Raw genomic sequence first — 14,936 nt, forward strand, 5'->3', positions numbered from 1 at the left:
GCCGCAACAGCGGCCTTTTAGTTAATAATGCGATACTAAGTTACTTAGCATCTAAGAAGCTTTTCAGTAAGTCTGAGCGAGAAGGGTGACGTAATTTACGTAACGCTTTCGCTTCGATTTGACGAATACGCTCACGTGTTACGTCAAACTGTTTACCTACTTCTTCTAATGTATGGTCAGTGTTCATATCGATACCAAAACGCATACGTAGTACTTTAGCTTCACGTGCTGTTAAGCCCGCTAGTACATCGTTTGTTGCGCCACGTAATGATTCCATTGTTGCAGAATCAATAGGCGAATCGATTGTGGTATCTTCAATGAAGTCACCTAAGTGCGAATCTTCATCATCACCGATTGGTGTTTCCATCGAAATTGGCTCTTTCGCGATTTTAAGTACCTTACGGATCTTATCTTCAGGCATTAACATACGCTCAGCTAATTCTTCTGGGCTCGGCTCACGACCCATCTCTTGTAGCATTTGACGAGAGATACGATTTAGTTTGTTGATCGTCTCAATCATATGCACAGGGATACGGATGGTACGTGCTTGGTCAGCAATCGAACGTGTAATTGCTTGACGGATCCACCATGTTGCATAAGTTGAGAACTTATAACCACGGCGGTATTCGAACTTATCAACCGCTTTCATTAGACCAATGTTACCCTCTTGGATAAGGTCTAAGAATTGTAAACCACGGTTGGTGTATTTTTTCGCAATCGAGATTACAAGACGTAAGTTCGCTTCAACCATTTCTTTTTTCGCACGGCGAGCTTTCGCTTCACCAATACTCATACGACGGTTGATGTCTTTAATTCGCTCGATACTTAAACCCGTGCTTTCTTCAATTGCACGTAACTTGCTAATGCAACGGATGATTTCTGGTTTAACTTCTTCAAGTGCAACCGAGTATTTCTCGTTTGCAGCAATTTCAAGATCAATCCAGCTAGTATCTGTTTCGTTGTTAGCAAAATGCTTGATGAAATTCTTTTTCGGTAACTTCGCAATTTGTACAGCTTGTTTCATGATGATACGTTCTTGTACGCGAACGCGGTCCATCATTTCACGCATGTTATTTACCATGCGGTCAAACTGTTTAGGAACTAACTTAAAGGTTTTAAATAGTTCGCCAATTTCTGCAATAGCTGCTTGTGAATCTGGGTGAGCACGGCCTTTTGCTTCAAACGTATCACGTGCTTTGTTGTAAAGCTCACGTAAGTTTTCGAAGTGAATACGTGCTTCTTCAGGATCTGGACCTGTATCACCATCGCTATCATCATCGCTATCGTCATCGTCGTCTTCATCGTCAGCTTCGTCGTCTTCGTCGTCAAGCTGCTCTTCGTTTAGCTCTGAACCGATGTGTGTAGCAGAAATTTGTGATTCGTCTTCATTATTAGGATCAAAGAAACCAGAGATAATGTCGCTTAAGCGCATTTCTTCGGCTTCAAACTTATCCCATTGCTCTAGTAGATAAGTAATTGCTTCTGGGTATTCAGCAACAGAAATCTGAACTTGGTTGATACCTTCTTCAATACGCTTAGCGATAACAATTTCGCCTTCACGTGTAAGGAGTTCAACAGTACCCATTTCACGCATATACATGCGCACAGGGTCGGTTGTTCGACCGATCTCTTTTTCTACAGTCGCAAGTGCAGCGGCCGCGGCTTCTGCTGCGTCTTCGTCTGTCGTTGTTTCTTGCATCATTAATTCATCAGCATCAGGCGCATTTTCGCTAACCTTGATACCCATGTCATTAATCATGCTAATGATATCTTCTACCTGATCTGAGTCGATAATGTCTTGTGGAAGGTGATCATTAACTTCTGCAAAAGTTAAATAACCTTGCTCTTTACCTTTTTGAATCAGAAGCTTTAATTGTGACTGAGGAGTTGGATCCATAGAGATTTATTCTTCCACTCTGAAAGTTGATACAACAGGCGCCAGCTCGCTTACTAAATAAGCGACACGAAAACTAACTAGACGCAGTGAATAGCACAGTATAACAGAATTATTCAGTTCTGACTAGCTGTTGCTACCTTTTAACGCTTGTGTTAGTAACAGACATTCTAGCCTTTCTTCGCTGCTTAAGCCTTGGGTCTTGTCTTTTATTAATAGGGTCTCTAGTCGATAATTTAAACACTGGTCTTCAATAAATTTAAAAGTATTTTTAAAAACTGTCTCTAAACGATCGTCATTTATTTGGTGCTGCCAAGTCGCTAATTTAATCAACGCATCGTACTCTTGGCTACCTCGGAACGATTCTAAAATTTGTGCCGTGGTGATACCTTGTCGCTCAAGCGCTAAGTGCTGAATGCGTAAAAATAACTCAATACCGGCAATTTTCATTTCAGCAAGTTCTGGCATATAAGCAATGCTTGTCGCGAGATTTGGATGCTGTAATAAAATTCCGATAGCTTGGCGCATTGGTGTTATTTTAAATTTACGCTCAATAGCATGCTGTTGCTTTGGAGTCTTAACACGGTTGTTTAATTGTTCTCTTGTTCGACCAATTAAACGGCCTAAATGTTCCAAAATATTTTCTTGATAAAAATCACTTGGGATTTTTTCAATTAATGGTAAAGCATCACTGAGTAGCTTTGCTTTACCTGCATCTTGAGTTAGGTCAACTTCTTGGCTGAGCTTATTAAATAATACTTTACTAAAGTCGTCGGCATCGCTCAATCTTGCTTCAAAGGCATCTTTACCTTCTTTTTGTACCAGTGAATCTGGGTCTTCACCGTCAGGTAAAAATACAAATTTTAATGATTTACCATCGCCAAGATAAGGTAGTGCATTCTCAAGTGCACGCCATGCTGCATCACGACCAGCACGGTCACCATCGTAACAACAAATCACTTTATCTGTGGTTCTAAATAAAGTGTGCATATGTTCTGCGGTTGTTGCTGTACCAAGTGCTGCAACGGCATATTCGATACCTTGCTCAGCCAAAGCAACCACATCCATATAACCTTCAACAATCAAAATATGGTCAAGTTTTTTATGTGCTTGCTTTGCTTCGTATAAACCATAAAGTTCAAAGCCTTTATGGAAGATACGTGTTTCTGGTGAGTTGAGGTATTTAGGCCCTTGATCGGCCTGCATGACTCGGCCACCAAAGGCGATAACCCGACCGCGTTTATCGCGAATAGGAAACATGAGTCGATCACGGAAAAAGTCAAATTGGCGACCAGGCGACTTTTCAGAAGCAAGCTTCAGCTCTACTAACTGCTCTTTTTGTTCTTTGTTACGGCCAAGTTGCTGGCATAACGCCTCCCATTCACTAGGCGCATAACCAATCATGAATTTTTTCGCTGTTTCACCGCTTAAACCACGCCCTTTGATATAGTCGATGACCATTTTAGAATTAGCATGATGCTTCAATTGATGTTGATAAAAGCGAGCGGCGTGTAACATTAAATCGTAATCAGAGCGCTTTTGTTCTGCAGTGCGTTTAGGACCTGAGCTGCCACCTTGTTCACGAGGCACGTCTAAGTTGAGCATACTCGCTAGCTCTTCAATGGCATCAACAAATTCTAGTTTGTCGTATTCCATAACAAACGAAATAGCATTGCCATTAGCGCCACAACCAAAGCAGTGATAAAACTGTTTATCCTGGGAGACAGTAAAAGAAGGGGTCTTCTCGTTATGAAAAGGACAACATGCTTGGTAGTCTTTTCCCGCTTTTTTTAAGCCAACTTTTGAATCAATTAGCTCCACAATATCTGTACGAGCGAGTAAATCATCAATAAATTGTCTAGGGATTTTTCCGGCCATAGCTGTTGTTTTTCCTGCGCTATCTATGCGTTTTAAAATAAGATTTGAACACAAATACGGTGTTTATGAAAGACTAAAAGCAAGAAACCGAGCACTAGGCTCGGTTTGCTTGAATCATACATCTGTATGTGGGGGTTAGGCAGTTAATCGTTGCTTGATTAAGCCAGAAATCTTACCTAAATCGGCACGACCTTCAGCTTTGCTTTTGATAACTCCCATTACCTTACCCATGTCTTGCATACCCGCTGCATTTGTATCAGCAATAGCCGAGTCAATAAGAGCAATGATTTCTTCTTCACTCAATTGTTGAGGCAAGAATTCTTCAAGTGCTTTAATCTCATTGGCTTCAATTTCAGCTAAATCTTCACGACCCGCATCAATGTACTGGGTGTAAGAATCGCGACGTTGTTTTACAAGCTTTACTAAGACAGCGGTGATACCGTCGTCATCAAGTGTAATTTGCTCGTCAATTTCACGTTGCTTGATTGCTGCAAGTACCATGCGGATTGGCTTAAGACGTTCTTTGTCTTTTGCCTTCATCGCATCTTTTTGCGCATCTTTTAGCGTTAATAAAAGGCTCATTTATACAAGACCAAATACTGATTAGTATAATTTAACGCGACGTGCGTTATCGCGAGAAAGCTTCTTCATGTGACGCTTTACTGCAGCAGCTTTTTTACGCTTACGCTCAGCTGTTGGTTTTTCATAGTGCTCGCGACGACGAACTTCTGAAAGGATACCTGCTTTTTCACATGAACGCTTGAAGCGACGAAGTGCTACGTCAAACGGTTCGTTCTCTCTTACTTTAATTACTGGCATTAAAAATTCACCTACCTAAATAATGAGCGTTGCTCAAGTTGATCGAATAACGATCAAGTGGTTCAAAAATGGTGCGGTATTGTAATCCGAAGCAACACCACATGTAAAGGATAATATTAACAGAATCTGAGTCGGCAAAACAGTGCTAATTTGTTTCGCGTTGATACAATCTACAAATGACTTGGCCTGCAGTTTTTTCTTTTAAAAGCAGCCAGTTATCAGGAGTGTCTAAATTACTAAGCTCACTTTCAACCTCTACATAGATAAGAGCTTGCTCAGTTAACCAGTGATTTGATTCGAGCAAAAAACAACTTTTTTCGGCTAAATTCTGACGGAATGGTGGGTCAACAAAAACCAAATCAAATTTATCGTTCTCAGCATTATTATTTAAGAGTGTTAGGCTGTCCCCATGCTTTACTGTGGCATTTTTAAGTTGCAAAGTAGCGATATTGCTATTCAACTGCGCCGTTGCGCTTTTGTCGAGTTCGAAAAATACCGCACTGGCTGCAAAACGAGAAAGTGCCTCAAAACCAAGCCCTCCCGAGCCGGCAAAGCAATCGAGTACGGCTGCGTCACGTGTATCTTGCATTAGCCAGTTAAATACAGTCTCTTTAATACGATCTGTGGTCGGACGTAAGCCCTGCACATCTTTTACGGGCAGTTTTCTGCCACGGAATTGACCACTAATGATACGAATAAAGCCATTGGCTGTTTTATTGTTAGCGGCTTTAACTGGGCGTTTAGCTGTTGATTTTTTTATCATTTAACTCACTAATCATTGGTAACTGACCACTTGCTCAGATAATATTGTAAGCAATGGCTAGCGTGTCATTTTTCTAAAGCGCTAAAAGTGTTAGTATTGCGACCCTAGCGATAGATGGTATCCGTTTTAGTTTGGCTAAATTAGCTGGACTACCACCAAACTATTATTCATGTAAGTTTATCAGATTTTTATAAGTGGTTATTAGCAAGTATGGCAAAAAAAAGTAAATTCTTGTCTTGGTTTGGTTTTGGCAAATCAGAAAAACAAAAAGCAGAGCAAACAGCGACTGAGGCTGATAACCAGAAGCAATTAGAAGAGCAACAGCGCATCGCTGCTGAAAAAGCAGAAGCTGAACGTTTAGAACAAGAACGTATTGCTGCAGAAAGACGCGATGCTGAACGTTTAGAGCAAGAGCGCATCGCTGCTGAAAAGGCTGAGGCTGAACGTTTAGAGCAAGAGCGCATCGCTGCAGAAAAGGCCGAGGCAGAACGCTTAGAACAAGAGCGCATCGCTGCTGAAAAGGCTGAGGCTGAACGTTTAGAGCAAGAGCGCATCGCTGCTGAAAAAGCAGAGGCGGAACGTTTAGCTCAAGAGCAGCAAGCGGCAGAACAACAACGCCAAGAACAACAAGCTCGTCTTGCTGAGCAAGAAGCAGCAATGAAATTAGAGCAAGAACGTGCTGCAGCAGAACAGGCGCAGCGTGAAGCTGAGCAACTTGCAGCAGAAAAACGCGATGCTGAACGTTTAGAGCAAGAGCGCATTGCTGCCGAAAGACGCGATGCTGAACGTTTAGAGCAAGAGCGCATTGCTGCTGAAAAAGCACAAGCTGAACGTTTAGAGCAAGAGCGTATTGCTGCCGAAAAGGCAGAGGCTGAACTTTTAGAGCAAGAGCGTATTGCTGCCGAAAAGGCTGAGGCAGAACGCTTAGAACAAGAGCGCATCGCTGCTGAAAAGGCAGAGGCGGAGCGCCTAGAACAACAGCGTGTTGCTGCCGAAAAAGCACAAGCAGAGCGTTTAGAGCAAGAACGTATTGCGGCAGAAAAGGCGGAAGCTGAACGTTTAGAGCAAGAACGTATCGCTGCCGAAAAGGCAGAAGCGGAACGTTTAGAACAACAGCGCATCGCTGCCGAAAAGGCAGAGGCGGAACGTTTAGAACAAGAACGAATTGCTGCAGAACAAGCAGAGGCGGAACGTTTAGAACAACAACGAATCGCTGAAGAACAAGCAGAGGCGGAACGTTTAGAGCAAGAAAAAGCTGCTCAAGCTGCGGCTGAAAAACCAAAGAAAGAAGGTTTCTTCGCACGCCTTAAAAAAGGCCTATTAAAAACTCGCGTTAATATAGGTTCAGGCTTTGCGTCTATTTTTAGTGGTAAGAAAATAGATGATGAGTTATTTGAAGAACTAGAAACACAATTACTGACTGCTGATTTAGGTGTTGATACAACAATGAAGTTGATTGATAACCTAACTGATGCAGCAGACCGTAAGCAATTAAAAGACGGTGATGCGCTTTACGAGCTGATGAAGCAAGAAATGGCAAGCATGCTCAAAACGGCTGAGCAGCCGCTGGTTATTCCTAGTGACAAAAAACCATTTGTTATCTTAATGGTAGGTGTAAATGGTGTTGGTAAAACCACCACTATTGGTAAATTAGCGAAGCAGTTCCAAAACGAAGGTAAGTCAGTGATGCTTGCAGCTGGTGATACTTTCCGAGCTGCAGCGGTTGAGCAGCTACAAGTGTGGGGCGAGCGTAATAGCATTCCGGTTATTGCCCAGCACACAGGTGCAGACAGTGCGTCAGTGGTATTTGATGCATTTCAAGCTGCAAAAGCACGTAACATTGATGTGTTAATCGCCGATACAGCAGGGCGCTTGCAAAATAAAGACAACTTAATGCAAGAGCTTGAAAAAATTGCTCGTGTAATGAAAAAAATCGACCCAGATGCGCCACATGAAGTCATGTTAACTATTGATGCTGGCACAGGGCAAAATGCAATTAGCCAAGTTAAACTATTTAATGAATGTGTTGGTTTAACTGGGATCACCTTATCTAAGCTTGATGGTACAGCTAAAGGTGGTGTGATCTTCGCTGTTGCAGATAAATTTAATATTCCAATTCGTTACATTGGTGTTGGTGAGAGTATTGATGATTTACGTACATTTAATAGTAATGACTTCATTGATGCACTATTCAGCCAAGATGAGGACGATGCATAATTAATTAAAAGGGAGCGTGCTCCCTTTTTCGCTGCAAGATGATTGATAATTAAAATGATAAATTTTCAGCAAGTCAGTAAAACATACCCAGGTGGCCACCGTGCCCTTGAGAAAGTTAGTTTTCATATAAAGCCTGGCGAGTTAGCCTTTTTAACGGGTCACAGTGGCGCAGGTAAAAGTACCTTGCTAAAGCTCATAAGTTTGATGGAGCGACCATCGGCAGGGCAGGTACTTATTAATGGTGTAGACTTAAACGCTGTTAAATCGCGGCAAATACCTTATGTGCGCCGCGATATAGGGATCATCTTTCAGAATCACCGCTTATTAGAACGTTACTCTGTGTTTGATAATGTTGCTTTGCCTTTAATAATCGAAGGGACGCATCATAAACAAATTGCAAAACGAGTAAATGGTGCGCTTGATAAAGTGGGCTTACTTGATAAAGCCAAATGTAATCCTGCGACACTATCGGGTGGTGAGCAACAACGTGTTGGTATAGCCAGAGCAATCGTCAACTCCCCCCCGATTCTACTTGCCGATGAGCCAACGGGTAACTTAGATCCTGAGCTTTCTATGGACATTCTGCGTTTGTTTGAAGATTTTAATAACCACGGTACTACAGTGCTTATTGCGACTCACGATATAGGTCTTATTGCACGCATGCGCTATCGCAGTTTAACGCTCAAAGATGGTCGTATGATCGAAGACCCGTTAGCTGAGGGGGCACTATGAGTTTATTATTTAAAAGCCGGCCTAGCCAAAATGAGCGCCAAAAAAAATCACTTTTAGCAGCGCCGTACTTCTTTATTCTTAACCTTATTCGTCAAGGTATTCACAGTTTGGGTGAAATGTGGCGAACGCCTCTTGCCTCGTTAATGACCATTGCGGTATTGGGGTTAAGTTTAACGCTCCCTGCGACACTTTATTTAGTAGTCAAAAATGTCTCACAAGTAAGCAGTGGCTTTGAAGATGCAGCAGAGATCTCATTGTTTGTTAAAGAAACTATGACAGAGCAACAAACGCAAACTTTAGTTAAGCGTTTAGCACTCTACCCAGAAGTTGATAAAGTGGAGTTCATCTCAAAAGGTGATGCCCTCACTGAATTCAAACAAGTATCAGGATTTGGTCAAGCACTTGAGTATTTAGACGCTAATCCGTTGCCAGATGTTGTGATTGTTACGCCTACAGCACGATACCGTCAGCCGAATACAGCCAAGCAATTACTGCAAAAGCTGGAAGCCGAAAGAGAAGTTGATTTTGGTAAGCTCGATATTGCTTGGCTTGAACGCTTAAATGCACTATTAAGTTTATTAAAAGAAAGCGTTATTACCATTGCTCTACTATTATTAACTTCCGTCACTTTGATCATCGGTAACACTATCCGTTTATCAATTATGGATAAGAAAGATGAAATTCAAGTGATGAAATTAGTTGGCGCAACGAACACCTTTATTCATGCGCCATTTTTATGGACAGGGATTTGGTACGGCATTATTGGTGGTTTGTTCTCTTTTATTTGTGTTGCTTTAATGATGTGGTGGCTAGGAGCTGCGGTGAGTGAAGTGGCTGGCGTATATGAAACAAGCTTTGATTTAATCGGATTAACTTTGGCTGAGTTTGCTATTTTAGTTGCTCTTGCAACTGGATTAGGATTTGTTGGTTCTTACTTATCTGTAAACCGTTATATAAAAGAAATAGAACCTGATAAAGTTTAGCTAGTCGTATTGAGCGCTATAATTTTAGCGCTTTTTACTGTCGTTAATTTGTCATATTTAGCCGTTATGCTGTTTATTTAGGTTTTGAAGGGATACTCTATTTACCTTTCAAAACGCCTAAAAAGCTAGAATTCATCGCTTATTCAGCGCCTTAAAGTAAAATAAAATTATCTTAAAAAAACCACTTGATTTGAACTTTAAAAAAGTTTTTAATTCAAGTTAGCACTCTCGCTTAAAGAGTGCTAAGATGGTTTCAAATGTTTATCACTGAGGTGAAAAATGAGTAAAGATTTATACGCAATGGCACTTACTGCAGGTCAACAGAGCGCAAGTATGGACGGCTACCTTCAAGCGGTTAGCACTATTCCTATGCTTGATGCAGAGAAAGAAAAGCAGTTGGCGACACGTCTTCAGGAAGAAGGTGATCTTGAAGCTGCGAAGCAACTCATTATGTCGCATCTACGCTTTGTTGCTCATATTGCGAAAAGCTATTCAGGTTATGGCTTACCGCAAGCTGATTTAATTCAGGAAGGTAACATCGGTCTGATGAAAGCGGTAAAACGTTTCGACCCAAGTGTAGGTGTTCGCTTAGTCTCATTCGCAGTACATTGGATTAAAGCTGAAATTCATGAGTACGTACTGAAAAACTGGCGTATCGTGAAAGTTGCAACAACAAAAGCGCAACGTAAATTATTCTTCAACCTACGCAAAAACAAAAAGCGTCTAGGTTGGTTTAACCAAGCTGAGGTTAGCACTGTTGCTAATGAGCTAGGTGTAAGCGAAAAAGAAGTACGTGAGATGGAATCACGTATGAGTGGCCAAGATATGGGCTTTGACTTAACGGGCGACGACAATGACGATGCACCGACAAGCACATACTCGCCAGTACAATATTTAACAGATGGCAGTGCTGACCTTGCTGACGATATCGAAGAGCAGCAATGGCAAGAGCAATCTCATGCTCGTTTATTCAGTGCGTTAAAAACCCTTGATGAACGTTCACAAGACATTGTAAGTGCACGTTGGTTAGCTGATGACAAAGCAACACTGCAAGAACTTGCTGAGAAATATAACGTTTCAGCAGAGCGTGTTCGGCAGCTAGAAAAAACAGCGATGAAAAAACTGCAATCAGCAATGAGCTAATAGCAATCGCTATAGCAAACCATCTTTAGTAGACTACAAAGCCTCGCAAATGCGGGGCTTTTTGTTTTAAGGACGCGGTATGTCACAGATTGATTATCAACATGTATTAGATGAAATCACAAAAGAAGTTCAGCCATTACTGAGTCAAGGTAAGGTTGCTGATTATATCCCTGCACTTGCAGAGGTTGAGCCCAACCAGTTCGCTATTGCGATTCATACCGTGGATGGGAAAACCTACTGTGCGGGTGATTGTGGTGCACGTTTTACTATTCAATCTGTTTCTAAAGTAATGACCTTAACCTTAGCACTTCAGCGTTATGGTGATGAGCTGTGGCAACGAGTCGGAAAAGAGCCTTCAGGTACAGCCTTTAACTCACTAACACAGCTTGAATTTGAACAGGGTATACCACGCAACCCATTTATTAACGCCGGTGCTATTGTCACCTGTGATGCTTTATATAGTCGTTTATCAGCACCGATGCATTCAATGCTTGAGTCATTTCGTCAGTTATCAGGGAATCCTCAGGTTGTTATAGATAAGAAAGTCGCAAATTCTGAATATGAATTTCGTCACCGTAATGCCGCCATGGCGCATTTAATGAAATCATTTGGCAACTTTAATAATGAGGTTGATGATGTGTTATGGGCCTACTTTAACTTCTGTGCCATTGAACTTAACTGCATAGAATTAGCAAAAGCTTACAATTACTTAGCGAATCAAGGTAAAGATGCCAGCGGCAATAAAGTGCTCAGCGCCAGACAAAATAAGCAGTTAAACTCGTTACTGTTTACCAGTGGTTTGTACGATGCTGCGGGAGATTTTGGCTACCGTGTTGGTATGCCGGGTAAATCAGGGGTATCGGGTACCATATTAGCTGTGTTACCGAATCAATTTACTGTGGCTGTTTGGGCGCCAAGGCTTAATTCGTATGGTAACTCAGTAGCTGGGATAGCCGCTCTTGAGCGTTTATCCCAGAAACTGGATATTTCGATTTTCTAAAAGCGGTTACTGATCCCAGTAAACTTGCTCTAAACAATCTTCACGTTCAGGTAAACCACGCGATAAACGTGGAGAGTGCTGAACAAGTACTTCATAACTTGCACGGTTAGCGTATTTACTAATTTGTGCAAGTGATGAGTAAGTCATTGCAGGTTGCTGATGCTTCGCTGAGTTTGCCACATTAAGTTTGTGGTAAACGTTTGCTGATAAGTCATGTAATACCGCAGCAAGAGCACAATCGCCAGCACCATTGGTGTTTTTAATGCTGTCTGGGCCACCCATAAATGGTGCTGTGTGGCTATAAGCACGAATAGGGTTTTGGCAATCGTCTTTACGCATAGCGCGCGAAAATTCATAGCGGTTAAAGTCAGCAATCGCACCCGGTAATAGTGGATATTCTGTTTCACGCTTGAATGAATCGTCTACATAACCTGCCATAAATAAGCCTTTTTCGCCGGCAGTGCAAATAACTAAGTCTGTCCAGTCTAGTGCTTTGTCGGCAGCTAGAAGTGGGTCTTCAAAGCCAGTAATAGCAAGCCCTTCTTCTTCGTTCATCGCAAGAATATCAACATGTTCTTTAACGAAATCAGCCCACCAGGTAGGGTCTTGTTCAATTAAGAACTTAGTTCCAAGGGTTAAAACCACAGGTACGCCTGCATCATTGGCATATTTTACTGCCTGCATGGTGGCTTCTGTCATGGTTTCATCACCTTGCGTACGCATTAGGTATGCGCTGATCACCAGTGCTGAAGAGTTCTCAATAAGTTCTTGATCGATAGATTCAGGGCGAAGATGATTCATAAGTCCAGCGCTGATCGCAAAGGTACGTTCACCTGTTTCGTCAATCAAGGTAAAGCAGCGACCAATTGGGCCGTCTACAGGCTGAAGATAATCAAGATCAACACGGCTAGAGGTATTACATAAAAAGCGGTATGCATAGCTACCAATTTTAATGTTTTCACTCATGACTCCTAATAACACTGAACGGTCGTCAGCTAGTGTTGAGTAGTTGTGCATGGTGTTACCTACTGTACCGCCGGCAAACTCATAGTCGATCATGTTGTCGAGTTTCAGTCTGTCGTATAACGCATTGGTAATATCGCTATCGATTACTTGCGACATGCCACGGCGCAATTGAAATTCATCTAGGAAAGCTTGATCAACTTTCGCTTCAATATCCACCACAATTTGGTCGATACCCGTAATATAACTACGTTGTAGTCGTTCGGTTGAGTTAAGTTGATTCGTCAGTGGATCTTTGGCTTCCACCGGAAAATAATGTTTATGCCTGCGGCGTCCAGGAAATTTCATTTGCTACCCGTGTTGTAAGCTAAATAAAAAAAGCGCGAGATTATAGCGCAATATGAGGCTGTTGAGCCATGAAAAAGCCACTAAATTTTGCGTTAATTTTTAAGTGTAGCAGTATTTATTGCCGACATTTTTCACTAACTAGGTATAATTACTCACAGTTTTACAAGATTTGTGTGATATATGAGCGAACAATTTAGCGACCAGTATTGGATGGAAAAAGCATTGAGCTTTGCCAATGAAGCGGCAGCGATTAATGAAATTCCGGTTGGTGCAGTGCTCGTAAAAGACAATCAACTAATAGCTTTTGGCTATAACCGCTCAATTACCGATAACGACCCATCCGCTCACGCAGAAATGATGGCAATCCGCGAAGCAGGCAAAGTACTTAATAATTATCGCCTAATAGATTGCACCTTGTATGTAACCCTCGAGCCGTGTTCGATGTGTGCAGGACTATTGGTTCATAGCCGTATCAAGCGACTCGTATACGGTGCTAAAGATGCCAAGACGGGCTCTGCGGGTTCTATTATGAATCTATTACAAGAACCAAGGCTTAATCATCAAGTTGAAGTAACCGGTGAAGTTATGAGTGAGCAGTGTGGGGCGGTGATATCTAAGTTTTTTAAGCGTCGTAGAGAAGAGAAAAAGGCGGCTAAGCTTGCAGCTCGCAACGCCTAGTTATACAACCGGCGTTGCAGGAACTTGAGCTTCCATTAACTGCATCGCAAATAAGCGGCGACGCCAAATAACTTTTTTGTGTGTATTACGCAGCATGATACGACGGCGTGTCGCTGTTGAGTAAATAACATTACGCTTGAACTTATGTGTCTTGCGTCTTCTTTTTAACATGTGTGCTCCTTAAGTGAGAGAAAAGCATGGCATGGTCCATTCCATTTCTACTAAAAGATAATGATCATTTGATGACAAGTAAACAGATTTCTGGTGCTTTAGGTTAGTTGTTTTCTAACGTCTGCTGCTCTTGGGAGTCTGGTTGTGTTGTGTCGTTTGGCTTTTCGCTCGTTTCTGTGGAAGTGTTAACCTCTTCAATGGCTTGCTCTTCTTCACTTGGGTCAGCAATTGCATCATTTTCATCAAGCCAAACCAACGCATCGTAATAACGACGAATATTGTCAACATACTGCACGGCAACATCGCCACGTGCATAACCATATTTGGTTTTACGATAATAACGCTTTTTAATTAAAAGCGGTAAGCGTTTTTTTACATCCGCCCACTTATCGGGGCTTGCCCCTTCTCTCTCGGTAATAATTCGCGCGTCATTTACGTGGCCCCAGCCAACATTATAAGAGGCTAAGGCAAACCAAGTTCTATCGGGTTGTGGAATACGTTCAGGGATCCACGAAATAACCTTCGCTAAATATTCGGCACCGCCTTTGATATTTTGCTCAGGCTCTAAACGGTTAGTAACGCCAACTTGTTTTGCTGTAGTTTGCGTAAGCATCATGATCCCGCGAACACCTGTCGGTGACTTGGCTTTAGGGTTCCACATTGACTCTTGATAGCTCAAGGCGGCCAGTAAGCGCCAATCAATATTCCCTGAATACTGCTCAAACCAAGGCTGATATTTGGGGAGTGTTTCTTTGATAGCTTCGATATAGGCTAAGGTATTAACATAATTAAACTGACGAACGTGGCCAAAATACTTTTCTTCTAATACATAAAGTTGGTTATTTTGTTTTACATCACCAAAAAAGGGCACCATCAAGGCATATAAAGAATCGTCACCATCCTTTCTTAGTAACCAAGCGATAGGGTCGTTACGAGTCACTGAAAAGCCGATACTTAAATTAGGGTGGTAGCGGCGAAATAATGACAAGGTGTGAGAGTCAGCGAGAGTGTAATCAATTTCACCGTCTATAACTGCTTGCAGAAGTTCTTCTTCATCCATATCTTCTGTTTCATGCCATGTTAAGTCTGGATGAAGCTGTTTAAGTTGCTGTAATGCAAGTGAGTGACTACTTTTCGCAAGAACCGTTAGGTTCCCCGTTAAATCGGCAAATTCTCGAGGGCGAGTGCGGCCTTGCTTGTATACTAGCTTTTGGCTAATGGTGCGGTAAGTTGGCCCAAAACGATAATGTTCAGCCCGAATGGTATTATAAGTAAGTCCAGAGGCAATAATGTCTAAATCACCACTTTCGAGGCGAGAGAACATATCTGTAAGATTAAAAAAAGGCA

Annotated in this window: 14 protein-coding genes; 6 read left to right on the forward strand and 8 right to left on the reverse strand. The window is 42.0% G+C overall.

All coding sequences use genetic code 11. The annotated features are described in order from the left end of the window. Nucleotides 1–40 precede the first annotated feature (40 nt). The 5 genes from rpoD to rsmD all read right to left on the reverse strand — a co-directional run bounded on the left by rpoD (nucleotide 41) and on the right by rsmD (nucleotide 5,354). Complete coding sequence (gene rpoD, locus L1267_RS15450; RefSeq protein ID WP_135926103.1) at nucleotides 41–1,897, reverse strand: RNA polymerase sigma factor RpoD; 1,857 nt, start codon at nucleotides 1,895–1,897, stop codon at nucleotides 41–43. Between the two features lie 123 nt (nucleotides 1,898–2,020). Continuing rightward, complete coding sequence (dnaG, locus tag L1267_RS15455; protein WP_235383333.1) at nucleotides 2,021–3,772, reverse strand: DNA primase; 1,752 nt, start codon at nucleotides 3,770–3,772, stop codon at nucleotides 2,021–2,023. 135 nt (nucleotides 3,773–3,907) lie between these two features. Continuing rightward, nucleotides 3,908–4,354 carry a GatB/YqeY domain-containing protein gene (locus L1267_RS15460; protein WP_062568695.1) on the reverse strand — a complete coding sequence of 149 codons (447 nt, stop codon included), beginning with the start codon at nucleotides 4,352–4,354 and terminating at the stop codon, nucleotides 3,908–3,910. A gap of 21 nt (nucleotides 4,355–4,375) precedes the next feature. Further along, entirely contained in the window at nucleotides 4,376–4,591 is a 216-nt protein-coding gene (rpsU, locus tag L1267_RS15465) for a 30S ribosomal protein S21 (RefSeq protein WP_002957797.1), read from the reverse strand. A 145-nt stretch (nucleotides 4,592–4,736) separates the two neighbouring features. Beyond that, entirely contained in the window at nucleotides 4,737–5,354 is a 618-nt protein-coding gene (rsmD, locus tag L1267_RS15470; protein ID WP_235383334.1) for a 16S rRNA (guanine(966)-N(2))-methyltransferase RsmD, read from the reverse strand. Nucleotides 5,355–5,564: 210 nt separating this feature from the next. On the opposite strand from rsmD, the gene ftsY reads away from it, so the two are divergent. The 5 genes from ftsY (at nucleotide 5,565) to glsB (ending at nucleotide 11,429) form a co-directional block, all read left to right on the forward strand. Next, nucleotides 5,565–7,571, forward strand: coding sequence for a signal recognition particle-docking protein FtsY (gene ftsY, locus L1267_RS15475; protein WP_235383335.1), 2,007 nt, complete (start codon nucleotides 5,565–5,567; stop codon nucleotides 7,569–7,571). A gap of 54 nt (nucleotides 7,572–7,625) precedes the next feature. Further along, a complete protein-coding gene (gene ftsE / locus L1267_RS15480) occupies nucleotides 7,626–8,303 on the forward strand; it encodes a cell division ATP-binding protein FtsE (protein ID WP_135926099.1) in 678 nt (225 codons plus the stop codon). Beyond that, nucleotides 8,300–9,286 (forward strand): permease-like cell division protein FtsX, encoded by a 987-nt coding sequence (gene ftsX / locus L1267_RS15485; protein ID WP_135926098.1) that lies wholly within the window; start codon nucleotides 8,300–8,302, stop codon nucleotides 9,284–9,286. The genes ftsE and ftsX overlap by 4 nt, the downstream gene beginning before the upstream one ends. Before the next feature lie 279 nt (nucleotides 9,287–9,565). Continuing rightward, nucleotides 9,566–10,429, forward strand: a complete 864-nt coding sequence (gene rpoH, locus L1267_RS15490; protein WP_054551048.1) for an RNA polymerase sigma factor RpoH — start codon at nucleotides 9,566–9,568, stop codon at nucleotides 10,427–10,429. 79 nt (nucleotides 10,430–10,508) lie between these two features. Then, complete coding sequence (gene glsB, locus L1267_RS15495) at nucleotides 10,509–11,429, forward strand: glutaminase B (RefSeq protein WP_138557227.1); 921 nt, start codon at nucleotides 10,509–10,511, stop codon at nucleotides 11,427–11,429. A gap of 6 nt (nucleotides 11,430–11,435) precedes the next feature. On the opposite strand, the gene L1267_RS15500 is transcribed toward glsB, so the two are convergent. Further along, entirely contained in the window at nucleotides 11,436–12,740 is a 1,305-nt protein-coding gene (locus L1267_RS15500; protein WP_135926096.1) for an inosine/guanosine kinase, read from the reverse strand. A 180-nt stretch (nucleotides 12,741–12,920) separates the two neighbouring features. Between L1267_RS15500 and tadA the strand changes: the two genes are divergently transcribed. Continuing rightward, a complete protein-coding gene (gene tadA / locus L1267_RS15505; protein WP_135926095.1) occupies nucleotides 12,921–13,418 on the forward strand; it encodes a tRNA adenosine(34) deaminase TadA in 498 nt (165 codons plus the stop codon). Here the strand turns inward: tadA and L1267_RS15510 are convergent, their stop codons facing one another. Beyond that, nucleotides 13,419–13,589: a hypothetical protein gene (locus tag L1267_RS15510; protein ID WP_167658517.1), complete on the reverse strand. Its 171-nt coding sequence runs from the start codon at nucleotides 13,587–13,589 to the stop codon at nucleotides 13,419–13,421. Between the two features lie 103 nt (nucleotides 13,590–13,692). Continuing rightward, the coding region (gene mltF / locus L1267_RS15515; RefSeq protein ID WP_235383336.1) for a membrane-bound lytic murein transglycosylase MltF at nucleotides 13,693–14,936 on the reverse strand (1,244 nt) is incomplete at its 5' end.

The sequence above is a fragment of the Pseudoalteromonas sp. OFAV1 genome, assembly GCF_021532595.1.
In the GTDB taxonomy this organism is placed as follows: domain Bacteria; phylum Pseudomonadota; class Gammaproteobacteria; order Enterobacterales; family Alteromonadaceae; genus Pseudoalteromonas; species Pseudoalteromonas lipolytica_C.

Bases quoted from the DNA above. Each gene is read 5' to 3' on its own strand.
- glsB (WP_138557227.1), top strand. From the start codon at position 10,509: ATGTCACAGATTGATTATCAACATGTATTAGATGAAATCACAAAAGAA.
- rpoD (WP_135926103.1), bottom strand. From the start codon at position 1,897: ATGGATCCAACTCCTCAGTCACAATTAAAGCTTCTGATTCAAAAAGGT.
- rpsU (WP_002957797.1), bottom strand. From the start codon at position 4,591: ATGCCAGTAATTAAAGTAAGAGAGAACGAACCGTTTGACGTAGCACTT.
- tadA (WP_135926095.1), top strand. From the start codon at position 12,921: ATGAGCGAACAATTTAGCGACCAGTATTGGATGGAAAAAGCATTGAGC.
- L1267_RS15510 (WP_167658517.1), bottom strand. From the start codon at position 13,589: ATGTTAAAAAGAAGACGCAAGACACATAAGTTCAAGCGTAATGTTATT.
- ftsY (WP_235383335.1), top strand. From the start codon at position 5,565: ATGGCAAAAAAAAGTAAATTCTTGTCTTGGTTTGGTTTTGGCAAATCA.
- dnaG (WP_235383333.1), bottom strand. From the start codon at position 3,772: ATGGCCGGAAAAATCCCTAGACAATTTATTGATGATTTACTCGCTCGT.
- ftsE (WP_135926099.1), top strand. From the start codon at position 7,626: ATGATAAATTTTCAGCAAGTCAGTAAAACATACCCAGGTGGCCACCGT.
- ftsX (WP_135926098.1), top strand. From the start codon at position 8,300: ATGAGTTTATTATTTAAAAGCCGGCCTAGCCAAAATGAGCGCCAAAAA.
- L1267_RS15460 (WP_062568695.1), bottom strand. From the start codon at position 4,354: ATGAGCCTTTTATTAACGCTAAAAGATGCGCAAAAAGATGCGATGAAG.
- rpoH (WP_054551048.1), top strand. From the start codon at position 9,566: ATGAGTAAAGATTTATACGCAATGGCACTTACTGCAGGTCAACAGAGC.
- L1267_RS15500 (WP_135926096.1), bottom strand. From the start codon at position 12,740: ATGAAATTTCCTGGACGCCGCAGGCATAAACATTATTTTCCGGTGGAA.
- rsmD (WP_235383334.1), bottom strand. From the start codon at position 5,354: ATGATAAAAAAATCAACAGCTAAACGCCCAGTTAAAGCCGCTAACAAT.